This is a genomic window from Comamonas sp. A7-5, from assembly GCF_039581385.1.
GTDB lineage: Bacteria > Pseudomonadota > Gammaproteobacteria > Burkholderiales > Burkholderiaceae_C > Comamonas > Comamonas thiooxydans.
On the sequence record NZ_JBCPWO010000002.1, the window covers coordinates 329,610 to 348,852 of the forward strand.

The window sequence follows — 19,243 nt, forward strand, 5'->3', positions numbered from 1 at the left end:
ATCCGGCAAGTCCGTTCAGGCCTCTGTTTGTTCCGATAATGGGGAACGTTTTGCTTGCAGCCCGAACTTGCCCCGCGGACTGTGAATCAGTGGCGTGCTCCAAGCGAGAGACATCGAGCAAGGGCCGCCCCGCAGCGAGGATGTCGTCCCCCTCCCGCCTGGCGAGAGAGGGGGAAGCCGCGCAGCGGCTCAGGGGGTGTTTTCCACTTTTCTAGGAACATACAGAAATGTCCGTGAATCTTTCCGCTCCCGTCGCCGCTGATCTGCTGGCGATCAATGGCGTTCGCATTGGTGTTACCGAAGCCGGCGTGCGCAAGGCCAATCGCAAGGACCTGACGGTGTTCCTGCTCGACGAAGGCGCCTCGGTGGCCGGCGTGTTCACCCAGAACCGTTTCTGCGCCGCTCCCGTGCAGATCTGCCGCGAGCATCTGGCGGCCGGCACCGGCATCCGCGCCATGGTCATCAACACCGGCAATGCCAATGCCGGCACCGGCGCCGCCGGTCTGGCCAATGCCCGCGCCACCTGCGCGGCTCTGGCCAAGGAGCTGGACCTGGGCGCGGGCCAGATCCTGCCTTTCTCCACCGGCGTGATCATGGAAGAGCTGCCCGTTGACCGCATCGTGGCGGGCATGCCCAAGGCCATTGCTGCCGCCAAGGCTGATAACTGGGCCACGGCTGCCGAAGGCATCATGACCACCGACACCTTGCCCAAGGCCTTCAGCCGCAGCGTCAGCATTGGCGGCAAGACGGTTTCCATCACCGGCATCAGCAAGGGCGCGGGCATGATCCGCCCCAATATGGCGACCATGCTGGGCTTTCTGGCTACCGATGCGGCGATTGCCCCTGAGCTGCTGCAGCCCCTGGTCAAGGAACTGGCCGATGGCTCCTTCAACCGCGTGACCATTGATGGCGACACTTCCACCAATGACTCGTTCGTGCTGATCGCCACCCACAAGGCTGGCAACGCCCAGATCAAGGAGCTCTCCAGCACCGAAGGCGAGCAGCTCAAGGCAGCATTGCTGGAAGTGGCGCAAAAACTCGCGCAGGCCATTGTTCGCGATGGCGAGGGTGCCACCAAGTTCATCAGCGTCAAAGTCGAGGGTGGCAAGAATGAGGAGGAGTGCCGCCTGGTCGCTTACTCCATTGCCCACTCTCCCCTGGTCAAGACGGCCTTTTTTGCTTCCGACCCCAACCTGGGCCGCATCCTGGCCGCTGTAGGCTATGCCGGCATTGCCGATCTGGATCAGACCAAAATCGATCTGTACCTGGACGATGTGCATGTGGTGGTCGATGGCGGTCGCAATCCTTCCTACAAGGAAGAAGACGGTCAGCGCGTGATGAAGCAGCAGGAGATCCTGGTGCGCGTGCTGCTGGGTCGTGGCGATGCCGCGCAGACGGTGTGGACCTGCGATCTGAGTCACGAATATGTGACGATCAATGCGGATTACCGGTCGTAAATGATCACCCCCTGAGGCGCGTTGCCTGGGCGGTCCCGCCTGGGCAACGCGCCTTCCCCCTCTCTCTACGCGCTGCGCGCTATGGGAGGGGGACGACAGCCTCGCTGCGCGGCGGCGCTTGCTCGCTGTCTCTGGTTTTGGGTGCGCCAGTTTTAAAGTGATGGGGCTATAAATTAAGCAGCTGCTATCGCTTGTATTTAGTTGATTTCAGTTATTTTTCTCATTGAAATCAAGCAGTATCAAGCGCTAACAGCTATAAAAACAGATGGAGATTCGATCGTGCAAGATGTGATGAACCCTTTGGAGCGCTTGGTCGAGCGTGCCGAGCAATTGATGCAGCGCATCGAGTCCGTGCTGCCCCAGCCCCTGCAGGCGCCCGCCGACTGGAATGCGGCGATTGCCTGGCGCTACCGCAAGCGCGCGAACGGCTGCGGCGTGCTGGAGCCGGTGCGCCATGTGGGTGCCATGCAGCTGTCCGATCTGCAGAACATCGACGTGCAAAAGGAAAAGATTGCGCGCAATACCGAGCAGTTCGTCAGTGGTCGCACGGCGAACAACGTGTTGCTGACGGGCGCGCGCGGCACGGGCAAGTCCTCGCTGATCCGCGCCTGTCTGCACAGCTTTGCGCCCCAGGGCCTGCGTCTGATCGAGGTGGACAAGGCCGATCTGACCGATCTGCCCGACATCGTCGACGTGGTCGCCGGCCGCAGCGAGAAGTTCATCATCTATTGCGACGATCTGAGCTTTGAAGAGGGCGAGCCAGGCTACAAGGCCATGAAATCCATGCTGGATGGCTCGGTTTCCGCAGCCACGCCCAATGTGCTGGTCTATGCCACCAGCAATCGGCGCCATCTGTTGCCCGAGTACATGACGGACAACCTGGCACAGCAAAAAAGCGAGAACGGCGAGATCCACCCCGGCGAGGTGGTGGAGGAAAAAATATCGCTGTCCGAGCGCTTCGGTCTCTGGGTGAGCTTCTACCCCTTCAGCCAGGACGAGTATCTGCGCGTGGTGGCGCAGTGGCTGTCTGCGCTGGGCATGGACCAGGCCACCATCGAGGCGGCCAGGCCCGAAGCCCTGGTCTGGGCGCTGGAGCGCGGCTCGCGCAGCGGCCGTGTGGCCCACCAGTTCGCGCGCGATTACGCGGGCCGCAACGAGCGCCCTGTGACGGTCAAGAAGCGCATTGAAGATGTGGACGGTCTGGCTGAAGAAGCAGACCTGGAATGAAGAAAGAGTGTTGTGGAAGTGACTGCTGAAACACAGGCGCAGCGCAAGCACACGGAAGTGGCCGTGGGCGTGCTGTTGCGCGAATCCGATGGGGCGCTGCTGATTTCAAGCCGCCCTGCAGGCAAGCCTTATGCGGGCTACTGGGAGTTTCCTGGCGGCAAGCTGGAGGCCGGCGAGAGCGTGGAGCAGGCTTTGCGCCGCGAGCTGATCGAAGAGCTGGGCGTGACCATTGGCCAGGCCCATGCCTGGAAGGTGACCGAGCATGACTACCCGCATGCGCTGGTGCGTCTGCATTGGTGCAAGGTGACGGAATGGACGGGCGAGTTCGAGATGCGCGAGGGCCAGCAAATGGCCTGGCAGCAGTTGCCGCTCGATGTGCACCCCGTCCTGCCCGGTGCCTATCCCGTGCTGCAATGGCTGAGCGAGGAGCGCGGCCTGGTCTTTGATCAAAGCCATTACGAGGCGCAGCAGCCTCTGGCCTGAAACGGTATGCTCTGAAATAAAGAGCGCCTTGCGCTGGTTGAATCTCGATTTTCTTGGTCAATCAAGCTGAAATCAAGACATGCCAGGCGCAAGGCGCTCTTGTTTTTACTGCCTCGCTTAGTTTTCCGTGCGTGGATCACCAAACGGCGCATCTTCGGGAGGCGTCTGAGCCGGAACGCGGAATTCTTCATTGCCCCAGGCGCCCAGGTCGATATTGCGGCAACGCTCGCTGCAGAAGGGGCGGAATTTGTTGCTGGGCAAAAAAACGCTGGGGCCGCCGCAGGTCGGGCATTTCACCATGGTGGGGGATTGCTTGTCAGTGCTCATGGCGTAGATGTATCACAGCTGGAAAACACGGGTGGCCGACCCTGAAAGCCATTGAGCCGCAATGTGCGGCTCAATCGGGACGAGAAGACTGCCGAGGACTTACTTATGCGCAGAGCGTGAGCTCGAAAGTGGCGTCGTCATTGCTGGGCTGGGGCTTGCTGCCATGGGCCAGCTTGAGCAGGCGCACCGACACCAGCAGGCGGTTGCCGCTGATTTCCGGCACCAGATTCAGATGCGGCTCTATGCGCAGGCGCAGCAGCTGGAAGCTGCGGCCGGCCGGCATGGCCTGCTGGAACACGCCTTGCTCGGCCACCACGCGCTGGGGAATGCCGGTTTCGCGCAGCAGTTGCAGGATCAGCTCAAGCGCCTGACCCAGCGGGGTCAGCTCGCCGGCCCAGTCTTCGAGGTCGCGCTGGCGGTAGCGCGGATCGAGATTCTGCCAGGCGTGATAGGCCGGCAGGTCAAAGCTGCAGGTGCCGCCGGGTATGCCCACACGGCTGCGTATGGACATCAGCCATTCGTTCTCGGTCAGCGCCTGGCCGGTCTTGCCGGTCTGTGCATTGATGGTGGCAAAGCAGCTCTCCACCTGGCGCGCCACCTGGTGCAGCATGTGCTGGGAAATATCGGGGTTGTCGCGCAACACGTCCAGCAGGTGCTTCTGGCGCTCCAGGTCCTTGATGACGTCGGCCCGCAGATCGCTGCGCGAGGCCACGTCCATGATCTCGAAGATGGTGATCAGGGCGAAATGATGATCGACCGAATGCGCGCGGGTCAGCAGCTCGCGCAGACGGCGATACAGCTGCTCAAGGCGCAGATAAGTTCTCAGACGCTCGTTAAAAGGATATTCGTACAGGATCACGTTTGCTGGGCTCCTCGGGGTGCACAGGAATCAGCGGTCAACGTGCACATGCGGCGATCACACGCACAGGCCAAGCCATGGTCTGCATCATAGCCCGAACCATGCAGCGATTTGATCGGTATATGCGTGGAGAGTTTCGATTGTGACCCCGTCATCGTTATAGATGACCCAGTCGGCCGTGGCCAGACGCTGGGCACGCGTGGCCTGGGCGTCGATGATGGCCTGCACGGCCTCGCGTGTGAGAGCGCTGCGTGCCATGACGCGCTCTGTCTGCGTGCTTTCGCGGCAGTCCACGACCAGCACGCCATCCAGGCGTGTTCGCCAGTGGCCGGACTCGACCAGCAGCGGAATGTCGTGCATGATGAGTTTGCTGCCCGCAGCCACGGCTGCTTCATGCTGCTGCCGGGTCTGCTCGGCGATCAGGGGGTGGAGAATGGCTTCCAGGCGCTGGCGCGCGGACGGATCGGCGAAGACCAGCTCGCGCATGCGGGCGCGGTTGAGGGCGCCCTGTGCGTCGATCAGATCGGCACCAAAAGCCTGAGCGATGAGGGGCAGGGCCATGCCGCCGCTTGCCGTCAGGCTGCGCGAGATATGGTCGGCATCAATCAGCGTCGCGCCGCATGCCTGCAGCCTGGCAGCAACCGTGCTTTTGCCGCTGCCGATGCCGCCCGTCAGCCCCAGTCTGAATGGTGAGCGCTCAGGTGCGACTTTCATGGATTACAGGCCTGCAAAGCTGAGCACCGCCTGCGGGCCCCAGATCAGGCTGACGAAACCGCCGCCGGCAAGAAAAGGGCCGAAGGGCACATAGCCGCCTTCTCGCAGCTTGCTGTTGATCTTGAGTGCAATGCCGATGACGGCGCCCACGACCGATGCCATGAGAATGATGGGCACCAGTGCCTGCCATCCAAACCAGGCACCGAGTGCGGCAAACAGCTTGAAGTCGCCGTAGCCCATGCCTTCCTTGCCCGTTGCCAGCTTGAAGGCCCAGAAGATCAGCCATAGCGACATATAGCCTGCGACGGCGCCCCACAGCGATTGTTGCAGAGGCACGCTGGTCCACTGCAGTGCGGAGGCGATCAGGCCGGCCCAGAGCAGGGGCAGAGTGATGGAGTCCGGCAGGAATGTGGTGTCCCAGTCTATCAGTGCAAGCGCCAGCAGCGCCGCGCTGAAGCCGCACCAGGCAAAGCCGGTGGCGGTCAGGCCGTCGCGGCCCAGGCAGAAGGCAAACAGCGCGGCGCAGACCAGCTCAACCACAGGGTAGCGCAGGCTGATGGGCTTTTTGCACTCGGCGCAGCGTCCGCGCAGAAACAGGTAGCTCAGCACGGGAATGTTCTCGTACCAGGCGACCTGATGGCCGCAATGCGGGCAGCGCGAACGAGGCTGGCTCAGCGTGATGGCAGGCTTGGCCGGCGGCAGCTCGATTCTGGCGCCCTTGTCCTTTTGTTCCTCGGCCCATTGCGCACCTTCGGCATGCCATTCCTGCTCCATCATCAGGGGCAGGCGGTGGATCACCACATTCAGAAAGCTGCCGATCAGCAAGCCCAGCACGCCGCCGACAGCGGCATTCAACACCAGTTCGGAAATCATCAGACCACTTGACCCAGCTTGAAGATAGGCAGATACATGGACACCACGATGCCGCCGATCAAGGTGCCCAGGAAGACGATGATGATGGGCTCCATCAGGCTGGAGAGGCCCGCCACCATTTCGTCGACTTCGCTTTCATAGAAATCGGCTGCCTTGCCCAGCATATGGTCGATGGCGCCCGATTCCTCGCCGATGGCACACATCTGCAGCACCATGGAAGGGAAGATGTTGGCATTGGCCATGGCAACCGTGAGGCTGGTGCCCGTGGAGACTTCCGACTGAATCCTGTCGGTGGCATTTCTGTAGAGGTAGTTGCCCGAGGCGCCTCCCACGGAGTCCAGCGCCTCGACCAGCGGCACGCCGGCGGCAAACATGGTGGACAGCGTACGCGTCCAGCGGGCCACGCAGGACTTCTCGATCAGCACGCCGAAGATGGGCAGCTTGAGTATGGTGCGGTCCATGAATTGCTGCACGCGCTCGTTGCGCTTCCAGGCCTGCATGAAGAAATAGATGCCGCCGCCCAGCACGCCGAAGATCAGCCACCAGTACTGGACAAAGTAATCGCTGATGCCCATCACCAGCAGCGTGGGCGCGGGCAGGTCGGCGCCAAAGGAGGTGAAGACCTCCTTGAAGGCCGGGATCACGAAGATCATGATCACGGTCACCACGACGAAGGCCACGATCATGACCGACGTGGGGTACATCAGCGCCGACTTGATCTTGGACTTGATGGCTTCCGTCTTTTCCATATAGGTGGCAAGACGGTCCAGCAGCGACTCCAGAATACCTGCGGCCTCGCCGGCCTCCACCAGATTGCAGTAGAGGCTGTTGAAATAGAGCGGAAACTTGCGAAAGGCGGCGCTCAGCGAAGTGCCGGTTTCCACATCGGAGCGGATGTCGTTGAGCAGCTTGGTGACGTTGGGGTTGGTGTTGCCCCGGCCCACGATGTCGAAAGACTGCAGCAGCGGCACGCCGGCCTTCATCATGGTGGCCAGCTGGCGAGTGAACAGCGCAATGTCCTTGGGCTTGATCTTCTTGCCGCCGCGGGTCCTGCGCTTCTTGATCTTGGACGGAGTCACGCCCTGGCGGCGCAGCATGGCCTGGATCTGGTTTTCTCCGCCGGCACGAGTTTCGCCGCGAACGATCTTGCCGTTGCGGTCCTTGCCTTCCCACTCGAAGAGAAATTCCTTGATTCCCTTGGACGCTGCGCTTGCCATGGCGTTCCCTCACTGATACTGGTTTTATTCGTTGGTGACCGCCAGCACTTCTTCGAGTGAGGTCAGACCCAGCTTGACTTTATGCAGGCCCGAGCCGCGCAGAGAGCGTACCCCCTCGGCCTTGGCCTGTGCGGCAATCTCCAGGGCGCTGCCGTCACGCAGGATGATGCGCTGAATTTCTTCGCTGATGGGCATCACCTGATAAATACCGACACGTCCCTTGTAGCCGTTGTTGCAGGCAGGGCAGCCGACAGGCTTGTAGCTGACCCAGCTGCCGTCGAGTTCGGCTTCGTCGTAGCCGGCATCGATCAGGGCGTCGTGCGGTATGTCGGCGGGTTCCTTGCACTGCGCGCACAGGCGTCGCGCCAGACGCTGGGCGGTGATCAGGATCACGCTGGAGGCAATATTGAAAGGGGCGATGCCCATATTGCGCATGCGCGTCAGCGTGGTCGGAGCGTCATTGGTGTGCAGCGTGGACAGCACCAGGTGCCCGGTCTGGGCGGCCTTGATCGAGATGTCGGCGGTTTCCAGGTCACGGATTTCACCGACCATGATGATGTCCGGGTCCTGGCGCAGAAAGGACTTGAGCGCAGCGGCAAAGGTCAGGCCGGCCTTCTCGTTCACATTCACCTGGTTGACGCCGGGCATGTTGATTTCGGAAGGGTCTTCGGCGGTGGCAATGTTCACGCCCGGCTGGTTGAGCAGGTTCAGGCAGGTGTAGAGCGACACGGTCTTGCCCGAGCCCGTGGGGCCGGTAACCAGAATCATGCCGTAGGGGCGGTTGATGGCCTTGAGCAGGCGCTCTTTCTCCTCGGGCTCGTAGCCGAGGGCATCGATGCCCATCTTGGCCGAGCTAGGATCCAGAATACGGATCACGATCTTTTCGCCAAACAGCGTGGGCAAGGTGCTGACACGAAAGTCGATGACGCGATCAGGGCCGACCTTGAGCTTCATGCGGCCGTCTTGCGGAACGCGTTTCTCCGAGATGTCCAGGCGCGAGATCACCTTGATGCGCGAAGCCAGCTTGTCCTTGATCGCAATCGGTGGAGAGGCAATCTCGCGCAGCTCGCCGTCGATACGAAAGCGCACGCGGTAATTGTGTTCGTAGGGCTCGAAGTGCAAGTCGGACGCGCGCATATTGAAGGCGTCCAGCAGCATCTTGTGCAGAAACTTGACGACCGGCGCATCCTCGACCTCGGCGCCGACGGCATTGTCTTTTTCCTCGGGGGCATCCTCGATCTTGACGTCGTCAAAGTCAAAGTCTCCAGAACTGGAATAGGTGTCCAGAGATTCGCTGACGCTCTTGCCGGTCTGCTCGACGAGCTTTTGCAGCTTGTCGGCCTCGACAACCACCCAGTCCACCAGCAACTGAGTCGTGAATTTGATCTGTTCGGCAGCTTCCTGCTGAGTAGGGTCTGCCGTGGCGATGGTGAGCCGATTGCCGCGCTTGCTGAGTGCCAGCACGCGATAGGCGTTGCTGATTTTCGGGTCCAGCAGCTCGCGCGGAAGTTGCTGGACGTCGATGGCGTTGAGGTCCAGCAGCGGAGTGCTGAACATCATGGAAATGGTTTCGGCAATTTCCAGCGCGCTGATTTCACCAGACTGGCTGAGCTCGGTGATGAACGGGGTCTTGCCTGTGGCGGCTTTCTTGGCTGCGTTCTCGGCGGCTTGCTGAGAAACCTTTCCTGCAGAAATCAGGGCCCTGCCTAAACCTGGGATGGCAATGGGCGCAGGAGTGTTCTTTTGCAGAGTGTCGGCAGCAGCCATGTATCCAAGTCTGGGAGGGGAGTAGAGGATCTATCCTACCATTCTTGTTGTGGCAAACGGCAGGTCGCCAGGCGCGCATGCATGCGTCAATCCACCGTCATTGAACATGGCGCAAGAAACTGCGACAAAAATGAGATTGGTCGGGGTGAGAGGATTCGAACCTCCGGCCTCTACGTCCCGAACGTAGCGCTCTACCAGGCTAAGCTACACCCCGCAGGCTTTGTTTGTCGAGCACCGTGGTGCACCTGGCGATTCAGGTGCGGCGCTCCAAAAGCTGAGAGGCCAATTGTAGCAAACTTGCGGTGTATGCATTGCTTGGCAGCGAGGCCAGTGCATCAATGGCGCGCTGGGCTTCCGCGTGCGCGGCGGCTCGGGCGACGTCCAGGGCGCCGGTGCTGCGCACGATTTCCACCACGGCATCCAGTTGATCCGTAGAGCCTTGTTCGATGGCGTTGCGCACGATGGCGGCCTGCTCGGCGCTGCCGCGCTGCATGGCGGCGATCAGTGGCAGGGTGCATTTGCCTTCGCGCAGGTCATCGCCAAGGTTCTTGCCCATTTCCTGCGTGTTGCCGGTGTAGTCCAGCACATCGTCAATGATCTGGAACGCCGTTCCAAGTGCCTGGCCATAGGCGGCACAGGCCTGCTCCACTTCAGGCGTGGCGCCCGCCAGCACGGCTGCCAGCTGGGCGCTGGCCTCGAAGAGCTGGGCGGTCTTGGAGCGGATGACGTGCAGATAGCCGGCTTCATTCAGCGAAGCATCATGGGTATTGATGAGCTGCTGGACTTCGCCTTCTGCGATCACGTTGGTGGCGTCGGACAGGATTTGCAGCACGCGCATGCTGCCCACTTCCACCATCATCTGGAAGGAGCGGGTATGCAGAAAGTCTCCGACCAGAACACTGGCAGGGTTGCCAAAGGTCTCGTTGGCCGTGGCTCTGCCACGACGCAGCGTGGATTCGTCCACCACATCGTCGTGCAGCAAGGTCGCGGTGTGAATCAGCTCCACCACGGCGGCCAGAATGTATTTGTTCTTGCCCTGATGCCCCAGGGCGCCGGCGATCAGCAGCAGCAGCGCCGGGCGCAGGCGCTTGCCGCCCGCTGCAATGATGTATTGGGAGATCTGTGCGATCAGGGGGACGCTGGTTGTCAGTCGCTGAGCAATGACGATATCCACTTCGCGCATGTCATCTGCGATCAAGGCAAGCGGATTGGATGTGGAAATTTCTGTAGTCAAGGTGATGAACCGCCAAGTGGACTCACGATTATAGGAAGATGCAACAGGGTTTTGCGTGGTGTCCTCAGAGCCCGTTCAAGTGAACAGAGGCTTTGCGGGCAGTCTGTGGCATTGCGGTCGCTTGCAAGGAGCAAGCCTTGCCACGCACCTGCGTGGCATCCCATTCCGCGCGGCCTCCGGAGATCCTGAATCGGTTCCTAGGGGTATGACAGCAGAAAAAATGCATGCGTGCTAGAATTGCCGGCTCCGTGGAAATCATTTCATGGAACTCTCAGACTTTAGAGGTTTTCAATGTACGCAGTCATAAAAACCGGCGGCAAGCAGTATCGCGTTGCAGCTGGCGAAAAGATCAAGGTAGAACAGATTGCTGCGGACGTAGGCCAGGAAATCGTGATCGACCAAGTTTTGGCCGTCGGCAACGGCGCTGAAATCAAGGTTGGTGCCCCCCTGGTGTCCGGTGCATCTGTAAAGGCAACTGTGGTTGCTCACGGCAAGCACGACAAGGTGCACATCTTCAAGATGCGCCGTCGTAAGCACTATCAAAAGCGCCAAGGCCATCGTCAGCAGTTCACCGAACTGCAAATCGTGGCAATCGCTGCTTAATTTTAGGAGCTAAGTCATGGCACAGAAAAAAGGCGGCGGCTCTACGCGTAACGGACGTGATTCCAAGCCAAAAATGCTGGGCGTGAAGGCCTTTGGTGGCGAGCTGGTGACAGCTGGTTCCATCATCGTGCGTCAGCGCGGCACCAAGTTCCACCCCGGTGAGAACGTTGGCGTGGGCAAGGATCACACCCTGTTTGCACTGGTTGACGGCCACGTGTCGTTCGGTGTGAAGGGCGCTCTGTCCAAGCAAACAGTCAACATCACGGCTGCATAAGTCGTCTTTGACTCAAACAAAGCCCCGACTTGTCGGGGCTTTGTTGTTTGAAAAGGCTCCAGGCAGCAGATTTCTGGCAGATGGGGCATGGTAATAGACCACTCAAGTGTGGCCCGGAGCTTCTGGTGCACACTGATTTTGTAGACTGGATGCCTCATGAAGTTCGTTGACGAAGCTTTTATCGACATTGCGGCCGGTGACGGCGGCAATGGTTGCGTGTCTTTCCGGCACGAGAAATACAAAGAATTTGGCGGCCCCGACGGTGGCGACGGCGGCCGTGGCGGTCATGTGTATGCCGTGGCCGATGTGAACCTGAACACGCTGGTGGATTACCGCTATTCGCGTCGCCACGAGGCCAAGCGCGGCCAGCACGGCATGGGTTCCGACATGTTTGGCGCCGCCGGCGACGACATCACGCTGAACATGCCCGTGGGCACCATCATCAGCGATGCGGATACCGGCGAAGTGCTGTTCGAGCTGCTGGAGCCCGGTCAGGTCATCACCATTGCCAAGGGCGGTGACGGCGGTTTCGGCAATCTGCGTTTCAAGAGCGCCATCAATCGTGCGCCGCGCCAGAAGACTCCCGGCTATCCCGGCGAGCGCCGCAACCTCAAGCTGGAGCTCAAGGTGCTGGCCGATGTGGGCCTGCTGGGCATGCCCAATGCGGGCAAGTCCACCTTCATCACGGCCGTCTCCAACGCCCGTCCCAAGATCGCCGACTATCCCTTCACCACCTTGCATCCCAATCTGGGCGTGGTGCGCGTGGCCGCCGAGCAGAGCTTTGTGGTGGCCGACATCCCCGGTCTGATCGAAGGAGCTTCCGAAGGTGCGGGCCTGGGCCACCAGTTCCTGCGCCATCTGCAGCGCACGCGTCTGTTGCTGCATATCGTGGACATTGCACCGTTCGACGAGGGCGTGGACCCGGTCGAGCAGGCCAAGGCCATCGTGGCCGAGCTCAAGAAGTACGATGCCGAGCTCTACGACAAGCCGCGCTGGCTGGTGCTCAACAAGCTGGACATGGTTCCCGAGGAAGAGCGTGCCGCCAAGGTCAAGGACTTCGTCAAGCGCTTCAAGTGGAAGGGCCCGGTCTATGAGATCTCGGCGCTGACCCGCGAAGGCTGCGAACCGCTGATCCGCAAGATCTACGAGCATGTACACAACCAGCAACTCGCGGAGCAGGCGCCCAAGGAAGTGGACCCCCGTTTTGCGGGAGGTGAGGATTCTGGTCTGGATATGACCGATCCGCGTTTCGCCTCTTACGATCCGGAATAAGCTAGAGGGTATAACCCAGCAGCGCACTTGGTGCGCTGTTTTGCTTTGAATTTAATAGCTTATTGCGCTTTACCCATAAGCGCTATAGGCTTAAAACACTGTAAATTCTCATGTCTTCCAATGTGCTGCGTGATGCCCGTCGCATCGTCGTCAAAGTCGGCTCCAGCCTGGTTACGAATGAAGGTCGTGGTCTGGATGAGGCCGCCATTGAAGAGTGGAGCCGCCAGTTGGCGGCATTGGTGAATGGTGAAGACGGCGTCAAGCGCGAAGTCATCATGGTCTCCAGTGGCGCCATTGCCGAAGGCATGAAGCGCCTGGGCTGGGCCACGCGTCCGACCGAGGTGCATGAGCTGCAGGCCGCAGCCGCCGTCGGCCAGATGGGCCTGGCCCAGATGTACGAGACCAAGCTGCGCGGCGAAGGCGTGCCCAGCGCCCAGGTGCTGCTGACCCATGCGGATCTGGCCGATCGCGAGCGCTATCTGAACGCCCGGACCACGCTGCTGACGCTGCTGCAACTGGGCGTGGTGCCCGTCATCAACGAGAACGACACGGTGGTGATCGACGAGATCCGTTTCGGCGACAACGACACCCTGGGCGCGCTGGTGGCCAATCTGGTCGAGGCCGATGCACTGGTCATCCTGACCGATCAGCGCGGTCTCTACAGCGCCGATCCGCGCAAGAACCCCGATGCCAGGTTCATCGACGTGGCCGAAGCCGGCAACCCCGAGCTCGAAGCCATGGCCGGTGGTGCGGGCCTGTCCATCGGTACGGGCGGCATGATCACCAAGATCCTGGCGGCCAAGCGTGCGGCGGGCTCCGGTGCTTCCACCGTGATCGCCTGGGGACGTGAGAAAGACGTGCTGCTGCGTCTGACGCGTGGCGAGTCCATAGGCACGCTGCTGGTTGCCAACACGCACAAGATGCAGGCACGCAAGCAGTGGATTGCCGACCATCTGCAGCTGCGCGGTTCGGTGACCGTGGATGCGGGTGCCGTCTCCAAGCTGCGCGATGAAGGCAAGAGCCTGCTGCCCATAGGCATGATCACAGTGGAGGGCGATTTCTCGCGCGGCGAAGTGATTGCCGTGCGTGATGAGAACGGTGCCGAGATCGCCCGTGGTCTGGCCAGCTATGCCAGCGCCGAGGCGCGGCTGCTGTGCCGCAAGAGCTCCTCGGAGATTGAGTCGCTGCTGGGCTACTCGGCAGGTCCCGAAATGATGCACCGCGACAATATGGTGGTGGCAGGACACTGAGCCCAGGCCGCCGACAAAAAAGCCGTAATGCTGTGAGGCATTACGGCTTTGTTCATTGCAGAGGCTTGTGATCGGGCGGATTGTCTATGCCGGTCTGCGGGTCCGGGTCAAAACTGGCACCGGGCGGCAGCTCTATGCCGGGGTTGATGCGAAAGCTCCCTGTGCGGGCAGGGTACATGACCTGATGGTGCTGCCCAGGATGGGGAGTGCCGCCGGTGCTCTGGCCGGCCTCCTGATCGCGTGGCCGCATGCCGCTGCGCAGATAGCGGTTGCGCTGCTGCTCGCCGCGCGGCAGAAAGCGCGCCAGCTCGGTCAGCGCCATTTCATAGACGCCGCGTTTGAATTCGACCACCACATCCAGAGGAACCCAGTAGTCATTCCAGCGCCAGGCATCGAACTCAGGGTGGTCGGTGGCACGCAGGTTCAAATCCCAGTCATGCCCGACCAGTTGAAGCAAAAACCATATCTGCTTCTGGCCTTTGTAATGCCCGCGCGCGTCGCGGCGGATGTACCTGTCTGGCACCTCGTAGCGCAACCAGTCCCTGGTGCGGGCAACCACGCGAACGTGATTGGGCTTCAGCCCCACTTCCTCGTGCAGCTCGCGGAACATGGCTTGCTCGGGTGTCTCACCCCGATCAATGCCACCTTGCGGAAACTGCCAGCTGTGGGTGCGAATGCGTTTTCCCCAGAACACCTGGTTTCTTTGGTTGAGCAGGATGATGCCGACGTTCGGGCGAAATCCGTCCCGGTCAAGCATAATCAAACCCCAAATTTTTGAATTGTGTTCATTATGCATGGCCCCTTGTGATCGACAAGCGGGCCATGCCTATTTCCACTGAATTGCCAGTTCCATGAAAGCCTCCCAATTTCTCATCTCCACCCTGAAAGAAGCTCCGGCCGACGCCGAAGTGGTCAGCCACAAGCTCATGATGCGGGCTGGCATGATCAAAAAGCTGGGTGCTGGCATTTACAACTACATGCCCATGGGCCTGCGCGTGATCCGCAAGGTCGAGGCCATCGTGCGCGAGGAAATGAACCGCGCCGGCGCCATCGAAACCACCATGCCCGTGGTCCAGCCTGCCGAGCTGTGGCAGGAAACCGGCCGTTTCGAGAAGATGGGCCCCGAGCTGCTGCGCATCCAGGATCGCCATGGCCGTGATTTCGTGATCCAGCCCACGTCCGAAGAGGTGGTCACCGATATCGCGCGCCAGGAGTTCAAGAGCTACAAGCAGCTGCCCAAGAACCTCTACCAGATCCAGACCAAGTTCCGCGACGAGCGCCGTCCCCGCTTCGGCCTGATGCGCGGTCGCGAGTTCATCATGAAGGACGCCTATTCCTTCGACAAGGATCGCGATGCGGCCCAGATCAGCTATCAGACCATGCGCGAAGCCTATAAGCGCATCTTCGACCGCTTCGGCCTGCAGTACCGCGCCGTGCGTGCCGATTCGGGCGCCATCGGCGGCGATCTGAGCGAAGAGTTCCAGGTCATCGCTTCCACGGGCGAGGACGCCATCGTCTACTGCCCGAACAGCGACTACGCGGCCAATATCGAGAAGGCCGAGAGCCTGGCGCCCACCCAGGCCCGTCCTGCCGCCACCCAGGCCATGCAAAAGGTCGCCACGCCCGGCAACAGCACCTGCGAAGCCGTGGCCGAGCAGCTGGGTCTGCCTCTGGCGCAGACCGTGAAGTCGCTGGTGCTGGCCACGGACGAGTTCGATGACAAGGGTCTGATCGTCAAGTCGCAAGTGTGGCTGCTGCTGCTGCGCGGCGATCACGAGATGAACGAGATCAAGGTCGGCAAGGTCGAGGGCCTGGCGGGCTTCCGTTTCGCGACCGTAGGCGAGATCGAGGAGCACTTCGGTGCCAAGCCCGGCTATCTGGGCCCCATCGGCCTCAAGAAGCCCGTGAACATCGTGGTGGACCGCGATGTGGCCGTGATGGCCGACTGGGTCTGCGGTGCCAACGAGGAAGACTTCCACATCACCGGCGTGAACTTCGGCCGCGATCTGCCAGAGCCCGCCGTGGTGGCTGATCTGCGCAATGTGGTGGCTGGCGACCGCTCGCCCGACGGCGCGGGCGAGCTGGCGATCGAGCGCGGCATCGAGATCGGCCATGTGTTCTATCTGGGCACCAAGTACTCCAAGGCCATGGAGGCCACTTTCCTGGGCGACAACGGCAAGCCCCAGCACTTCGAGATGGGCTGCTACGGCATTGGCGTGACCCGCCTGCCCGCCGCTGCCGTGGAGCAGAACCACGACGAGCGCGGCATGATCTGGCCCGATGCGATTGCACCGTTCACCGTGGTGATCTGCCCCATCGGCATGGGTCGCAGCGAGGCCGTGAAGACCGAGGCCGAGAAGCTCTACGGCGAGCTGCTGGCCCTGGGCGTGGACGTGATCCTCGACGACCGCGACGAGCGCCCTGGTGCCATGCTGGCCGACTGGGAGCTGATCGGCGTGCCCCACCGCGTGGTGCTGGGCGACCGTGGCCTGAAGGAAGGCGTGGTCGAGTACCAGCAGCGCCGTGACACAGAAGCCACAAAGCTGGCGACGAATGAGGTGCTGGCTCACCTCAAGAGCCGCCTGGGCCTGTAAGCTGCTGTTTCCATGCCCGAGACCCTGCTGAGCCGACGCCACTGCCTGAGGACTGCCGCTGCGCTGGCCGCCCCGGCGGCCGGCTGGCTGTGGCCGCAGGCGGCCTGGGCCGGCGGGCAGCTCGAAGAGCCGCTGGCCGACTCTGTGCGTACGGCACTCAGCGCGGCCGTGGCGGGCTCGGGCGCGCCGCCCGAGCTGGAGTTCGCCTCCACAGCGGCGCGCATGAGCTATCTGCGCTGGCTGGTCGCCAGCAGCGACAAGCTGGCCAAGCGCAAGCCCGACCTGCAGGCGCGGCGCGAATTCCTGCAGACCGTCTGGTACGAGTCCAAGCGCGCGGGTCTCGATGTGTCCATGGTCATGGGCCTGATACAGGTGGAGAGCGGCTATCGCAAATACGCCATCTCCAGCGTGGGCGCGCGTGGCTATATGCAGATCATGCCATTCTGGATGCGGCTGATCGGTGACGGCGATATCGGCAAGCTGTTCCACATGCAGACCAATCTGCGCTTCGGCTGCGTGATCCTGCGCCACTACATGGACCGCGAAAAAGGCGATGCCTATATGGCACTGGGCCGCTACAACGGAAGCCGGGGCCAGCCCCAGTATCCGAATGCCGTGTTCGGCGCCCAGCGGCGCTGGCTGGTGGAGGAGCCGCAGTCGGCCTGATACCGTGGCGATATACAGAAAAAAAGAGAGCGCCTAGCGCTCTCTTTTCATTGGTTTCAGCAAAAAAAGAACCTGAAGTCCTTTTCGGATATGCGAAATAAGCTCCTGATTCAGGAGTGGCTGCTTTTGCCAGCCTGGGACTGGGCTGCGCTGCCCTGTACCTTGGCCGCAGCGGCCGCCGAAGGTGCGGCAGATTCCGCCGCGGGCTCGGGCAGATGGGTCACCATGACCTGGTCGATGCGGTAGCTGTCCACGTCCAGCACCTCGAACTTGAAGCCGCCCCAGGTGACGGTATCGGTGCGGCGCGGCACGCGGCGCAGCATGACCATGAGAAAGCCGGCCAGCGTTTCGTACTCGTCGTCATGCGGCATATCGTCCAGATGCAGCACGCGCATCACGTCCTCGATGGGCGTGATGCCGTCGATCAGCCAGGAATGCTCGTCGCGGCGGATGATCTGCTCCTCGTCGGCCGGGCCGACCAGATCGCCCATCACCGTGCTCATCACGTCGTTGAGCGTCACCACGCCCACGACCAGGCTGTATTCGTTGACGATGACGGCAAAGTCCTCGTGCACCATGCGGAACTGCTCCAGCACCTCGGCCAGCGTCAGGCGGTCGGGCACGATGAGCACCTTGCGGATCAGGCTGTCGTCGCTGAGCGACAGCGGCTGGTTGTTGAGCGCGCGCTGGAACAGGTCCTTGGCGTCCACATAGCCGATTACATGGTCGATATCGCCGTCGCAGACCGGGTAGGTGGAAAAGGGCTCCTCGGCAATGCGGGCGCGGATGATGGCGTCGCTGTCGTCGCGGTAGAAGAAGGCCACGCTGTCGCGCTGTGTCATGGCCGAGGCCACGGTGCGCGAGTCCAGCTCGAAGACATTGGCAATCACCTGCTGCTCGCGGGCGGCCAGCACGCCGGCCTTGGTGCCCGCTTCGGTCATGGCCAGGATGTCGTCGCTGGTGATGCGCTCGTCGCGCGTGGCCGGCAGGCCCAGCAGGCGAAACAGGGTGTCGGTGGCCAGGTTGTAGAACCAGATGATGGGCTTGAAGATCACCACAAACCAGCGCATGGGCGCGAGCACGCGCACCACATAGCGCTCGGGCTCGTTCATGCTGATGCGGCGTGGCAACAGATCGGCCAGCAGGATGAAGGCCGAGGTGACTATGAAAAACGAGAGCAGGAACCCCAGAGTTGTAGAGAGGCTGGGCGAGAACCAGATCGAGAAGAACTCGGTCAGCGCAGGGCTGAACGCACCCTCGCCGACGATGCCGCCGAGTATGGCGACGGCATTCTGTCCCACTTGCACCACGGTGAAATATTCGCCCGGCTGCTCCTGTACGCGCAGCGCATGCTCGGCTCCCTCGTTGCCGTCGTCGGCCATCTGGCGCAGGCGCAGGCGGCGCGAGGCAGCCAGAGAAATCTCCGCCACAGAGAAAAAGGCGCTGAGCAGAATCAGCAGAACAATCACCGCAAGGCTTTGGGACACACTCATAGGCAGGGCTGCTGCGGCACCTGGCAGTGCCTGCGGCCGGTTATCAAGGAGTCTCTATTCGACCACATAAAGCCTGCGGCAGGCAGCCGTACTGGCTTCAGGGCTGAAGCGCGGCTGCCGAACGGGCCATGCGTGCCAGCGCATCGGCCTCGGTATTGCGGTGTCTGGGCACCCATTGCAGCACCAGCTCGTCAAAGTCCTGCATCTGTGCGCGGGCGGCCTCGAACAGCGGGGCGAGCCGGGCGATGGGCCGCGCGGGCTTGGCCGTGGGCGGGCCGAGCTGCTCCAGCAGCACCTGGGAGTCGGTGCGCACGGTCAGGCTGCGCGCGCCGAGATCGCGTGCCAGCTTCAGGGCGGCCATCAGGGCGCGCAGCTCGGCTTCGTTGTTGCAGCCGCTGCGGTGCAGATCCTGCGACAGCGTATGGCGGCTGCCATCGGGCAGCTGCAGCAACACGCCCAGGCTCATGGGGCCGGGGTTGGGCAGGGCACTGCCATCGATATGGATGCAGCAGTGGTGAGGGGGAACAGGTTTGGGAGGTGGCATGAAAAAAGCCACCGGGGTGCCGGTGGCTTGCAGACGGGGTTGGGCTTACTTGGCGGCCAGCACTTGCTGCAGTTCGCCCGATTCGTACATCTCCATCATGATGTCCGAGCCACCGATGAATTCGCCCTTGATGTAGAGCTGGGGGATCGTGGGCCACTGGCTGTAGTCCTTGATGCCCTGGCGGATTTCCTGGTCTTCCAGCACGTTCACGGTGGCGATGGACTTGGCGTCCACGCCGCAGGCCTTGAGGATCTGGATGGCACGGCCGGAGAAGCCGCACTGGGGGAAGCTGGCGTTGCCCTTCATGAACAGCAGGATATCGTTGTTCTTGACCAGGTCGTCGATGCGTTGTTGAGTGTTGCTCATAGTGGGCTCCGGATTTTGGAAAT

General features: G+C 61.6%; 20 protein-coding genes and 1 tRNA gene. 9 read left to right on the forward strand and 12 right to left on the reverse strand.

Features of this window, described 5'->3' with window-relative positions:
- The first annotated feature begins 227 nt into the window (after positions 1-227).
- From argJ to AAIL67_RS04450, 3 genes are all read left to right on the forward strand, one after another.
- Positions 228-1,457, forward strand: coding sequence for a bifunctional glutamate N-acetyltransferase/amino-acid acetyltransferase ArgJ (argJ, locus tag AAIL67_RS04440; RefSeq protein WP_343483466.1), 1,230 nt, complete (start codon positions 228-230; stop codon positions 1,455-1,457).
- Positions 1,458-1,748: 291 nt separating this feature from the next.
- Positions 1,749-2,684: an ATP-binding protein gene (locus tag AAIL67_RS04445; protein ID WP_034357518.1), complete on the forward strand. Its 936-nt coding sequence runs from the start codon at positions 1,749-1,751 to the stop codon at positions 2,682-2,684.
- A 12-nt stretch (positions 2,685-2,696) separates the two neighbouring features.
- Positions 2,697-3,167, forward strand: coding sequence for an NUDIX domain-containing protein (locus AAIL67_RS04450; RefSeq protein WP_052052682.1), 471 nt, complete (start codon positions 2,697-2,699; stop codon positions 3,165-3,167).
- 117 nt (positions 3,168-3,284) lie between these two features.
- On the opposite strand, the gene AAIL67_RS04455 is transcribed toward AAIL67_RS04450, so the two are convergent.
- The 8 genes from AAIL67_RS04455 to AAIL67_RS04490 all read right to left on the reverse strand — a co-directional run bounded on the left by AAIL67_RS04455 (position 3,285) and on the right by AAIL67_RS04490 (position 10,107).
- A complete protein-coding gene (locus AAIL67_RS04455; RefSeq protein ID WP_034357520.1) occupies positions 3,285-3,494 on the reverse strand; it encodes a DNA gyrase inhibitor YacG in 210 nt (69 codons plus the stop codon).
- Positions 3,495-3,597: 103 nt separating this feature from the next.
- On the reverse strand, positions 3,598-4,353 hold the full coding sequence (gene zapD / locus AAIL67_RS04460; RefSeq protein ID WP_003062189.1) for a cell division protein ZapD: 756 nt from the start codon (positions 4,351-4,353) through the stop codon (positions 3,598-3,600).
- A gap of 87 nt (positions 4,354-4,440) precedes the next feature.
- Entirely contained in the window at positions 4,441-5,067 is a 627-nt protein-coding gene (coaE, locus tag AAIL67_RS04465; protein WP_343483467.1) for a dephospho-CoA kinase, read from the reverse strand.
- A gap of 3 nt (positions 5,068-5,070) precedes the next feature.
- Positions 5,071-5,940, reverse strand: coding sequence for an A24 family peptidase (locus AAIL67_RS04470; protein ID WP_343483468.1), 870 nt, complete (start codon positions 5,938-5,940; stop codon positions 5,071-5,073).
- Complete coding sequence (locus AAIL67_RS04475; protein ID WP_012837103.1) at positions 5,940-7,157, reverse strand: type II secretion system F family protein; 1,218 nt, start codon at positions 7,155-7,157, stop codon at positions 5,940-5,942. Before AAIL67_RS04475 ends, AAIL67_RS04470 begins: the two co-directional genes overlap by 1 nt.
- Before the next feature lie 24 nt (positions 7,158-7,181).
- Entirely contained in the window at positions 7,182-8,924 is a 1,743-nt protein-coding gene (gene pilB / locus AAIL67_RS04480; RefSeq protein WP_003062195.1) for a type IV-A pilus assembly ATPase PilB, read from the reverse strand.
- A gap of 137 nt (positions 8,925-9,061) precedes the next feature.
- Positions 9,062-9,138 (reverse strand) — tRNA-Pro (locus AAIL67_RS04485).
- A 39-nt stretch (positions 9,139-9,177) separates the two neighbouring features.
- Positions 9,178-10,107, reverse strand: a complete 930-nt coding sequence (locus AAIL67_RS04490) for a polyprenyl synthetase family protein (RefSeq protein ID WP_003062198.1) — start codon at positions 10,105-10,107, stop codon at positions 9,178-9,180.
- 342 nt (positions 10,108-10,449) lie between these two features.
- Between AAIL67_RS04490 and rplU the strand changes: the two genes are divergently transcribed.
- The 4 genes from rplU to proB all read left to right on the forward strand — a co-directional run bounded on the left by rplU (position 10,450) and on the right by proB (position 13,557).
- Positions 10,450-10,761, forward strand: a complete 312-nt coding sequence (rplU, locus tag AAIL67_RS04495; protein ID WP_003058536.1) for a 50S ribosomal protein L21 — start codon at positions 10,450-10,452, stop codon at positions 10,759-10,761.
- 16 nt (positions 10,762-10,777) lie between these two features.
- A complete protein-coding gene (rpmA, locus tag AAIL67_RS04500; protein WP_003058534.1) occupies positions 10,778-11,035 on the forward strand; it encodes a 50S ribosomal protein L27 in 258 nt (85 codons plus the stop codon).
- 156 nt (positions 11,036-11,191) lie between these two features.
- Positions 11,192-12,307 carry an Obg family GTPase CgtA gene (cgtA, locus tag AAIL67_RS04505; protein ID WP_034409156.1) on the forward strand — a complete coding sequence of 372 codons (1,116 nt, stop codon included), beginning with the start codon at positions 11,192-11,194 and terminating at the stop codon, positions 12,305-12,307.
- A 110-nt stretch (positions 12,308-12,417) separates the two neighbouring features.
- A complete protein-coding gene (proB, locus tag AAIL67_RS04510; RefSeq protein ID WP_034381631.1) occupies positions 12,418-13,557 on the forward strand; it encodes a glutamate 5-kinase in 1,140 nt (379 codons plus the stop codon).
- A gap of 52 nt (positions 13,558-13,609) precedes the next feature.
- Here proB and AAIL67_RS04515 read toward each other — a convergent pair whose 3' ends face one another.
- A complete protein-coding gene (locus AAIL67_RS04515; protein WP_224649841.1) occupies positions 13,610-14,314 on the reverse strand; it encodes an RNA pyrophosphohydrolase in 705 nt (234 codons plus the stop codon).
- Between the two features lie 94 nt (positions 14,315-14,408).
- Between AAIL67_RS04515 and AAIL67_RS04520 the strand changes: the two genes are divergently transcribed.
- Entirely contained in the window at positions 14,409-16,151 is a 1,743-nt protein-coding gene (locus AAIL67_RS04520) for a proline--tRNA ligase (protein ID WP_343483469.1), read from the forward strand.
- A gap of 12 nt (positions 16,152-16,163) precedes the next feature.
- Positions 16,164-16,817, forward strand: a complete 654-nt coding sequence (locus AAIL67_RS04525) for a transglycosylase SLT domain-containing protein (RefSeq protein ID WP_343483470.1) — start codon at positions 16,164-16,166, stop codon at positions 16,815-16,817.
- A gap of 110 nt (positions 16,818-16,927) precedes the next feature.
- Here AAIL67_RS04525 and AAIL67_RS04530 read toward each other — a convergent pair whose 3' ends face one another.
- The 3 genes from AAIL67_RS04530 to grxD all read right to left on the reverse strand — a co-directional run bounded on the left by AAIL67_RS04530 (position 16,928) and on the right by grxD (position 19,220).
- Positions 16,928-18,310, reverse strand: a complete 1,383-nt coding sequence (locus tag AAIL67_RS04530; RefSeq protein WP_034381637.1) for a hemolysin family protein — start codon at positions 18,308-18,310, stop codon at positions 16,928-16,930.
- A 97-nt stretch (positions 18,311-18,407) separates the two neighbouring features.
- The gene (locus tag AAIL67_RS04535) at positions 18,408-18,866 is read right to left on the reverse strand and encodes a ribonuclease HI family protein (RefSeq protein ID WP_343483471.1); all 459 of its coding nucleotides are present in this window, start codon (positions 18,864-18,866) and stop codon (positions 18,408-18,410) included.
- A gap of 33 nt (positions 18,867-18,899) precedes the next feature.
- On the reverse strand, positions 18,900-19,220 hold the full coding sequence (grxD, locus tag AAIL67_RS04540; RefSeq protein WP_003058519.1) for a Grx4 family monothiol glutaredoxin: 321 nt from the start codon (positions 19,218-19,220) through the stop codon (positions 18,900-18,902).
- Positions 19,221-19,243: the final 23 nt, after the last annotated feature.

What these genes read in the sequence shown, in the direction of transcription:
- proB (WP_034381631.1), top strand. Translation starts at nt 12,418, where the DNA reads ATGTCTTCCAATGTGCTGCGTGATGCCCGTCGCATCGTCGTCAAAGTC.
- cgtA (WP_034409156.1), top strand. Translation starts at nt 11,192, where the DNA reads ATGAAGTTCGTTGACGAAGCTTTTATCGACATTGCGGCCGGTGACGGC.
- AAIL67_RS04445 (WP_034357518.1), top strand. Translation starts at nt 1,749, where the DNA reads ATGAACCCTTTGGAGCGCTTGGTCGAGCGTGCCGAGCAATTGATGCAG.
- rpmA (WP_003058534.1), top strand. Translation starts at nt 10,778, where the DNA reads ATGGCACAGAAAAAAGGCGGCGGCTCTACGCGTAACGGACGTGATTCC.
- rplU (WP_003058536.1), top strand. Translation starts at nt 10,450, where the DNA reads ATGTACGCAGTCATAAAAACCGGCGGCAAGCAGTATCGCGTTGCAGCT.
- AAIL67_RS04455 (WP_034357520.1), bottom strand. Translation starts at nt 3,494, where the DNA reads ATGAGCACTGACAAGCAATCCCCCACCATGGTGAAATGCCCGACCTGC.
- argJ (WP_343483466.1), top strand. Translation starts at nt 228, where the DNA reads ATGTCCGTGAATCTTTCCGCTCCCGTCGCCGCTGATCTGCTGGCGATC.
- grxD (WP_003058519.1), bottom strand. Translation starts at nt 19,220, where the DNA reads ATGAGCAACACTCAACAACGCATCGACGACCTGGTCAAGAACAACGAT.
- AAIL67_RS04470 (WP_343483468.1), bottom strand. Translation starts at nt 5,940, where the DNA reads ATGATTTCCGAACTGGTGTTGAATGCCGCTGTCGGCGGCGTGCTGGGC.
- AAIL67_RS04475 (WP_012837103.1), bottom strand. Translation starts at nt 7,157, where the DNA reads ATGGCAAGCGCAGCGTCCAAGGGAATCAAGGAATTTCTCTTCGAGTGG.
- AAIL67_RS04530 (WP_034381637.1), bottom strand. Translation starts at nt 18,310, where the DNA reads ATGAGTGTGTCCCAAAGCCTTGCGGTGATTGTTCTGCTGATTCTGCTC.
- AAIL67_RS04525 (WP_343483470.1), top strand. Translation starts at nt 16,164, where the DNA reads ATGCCCGAGACCCTGCTGAGCCGACGCCACTGCCTGAGGACTGCCGCT.
- AAIL67_RS04520 (WP_343483469.1), top strand. Translation starts at nt 14,409, where the DNA reads ATGAAAGCCTCCCAATTTCTCATCTCCACCCTGAAAGAAGCTCCGGCC.
- coaE (WP_343483467.1), bottom strand. Translation starts at nt 5,067, where the DNA reads ATGAAAGTCGCACCTGAGCGCTCACCATTCAGACTGGGGCTGACGGGC.
- AAIL67_RS04515 (WP_224649841.1), bottom strand. Translation starts at nt 14,314, where the DNA reads ATGCTTGACCGGGACGGATTTCGCCCGAACGTCGGCATCATCCTGCTC.
- AAIL67_RS04490 (WP_003062198.1), bottom strand. Translation starts at nt 10,107, where the DNA reads ATGCGCGAAGTGGATATCGTCATTGCTCAGCGACTGACAACCAGCGTC.
- pilB (WP_003062195.1), bottom strand. Translation starts at nt 8,924, where the DNA reads ATGGCTGCTGCCGACACTCTGCAAAAGAACACTCCTGCGCCCATTGCC.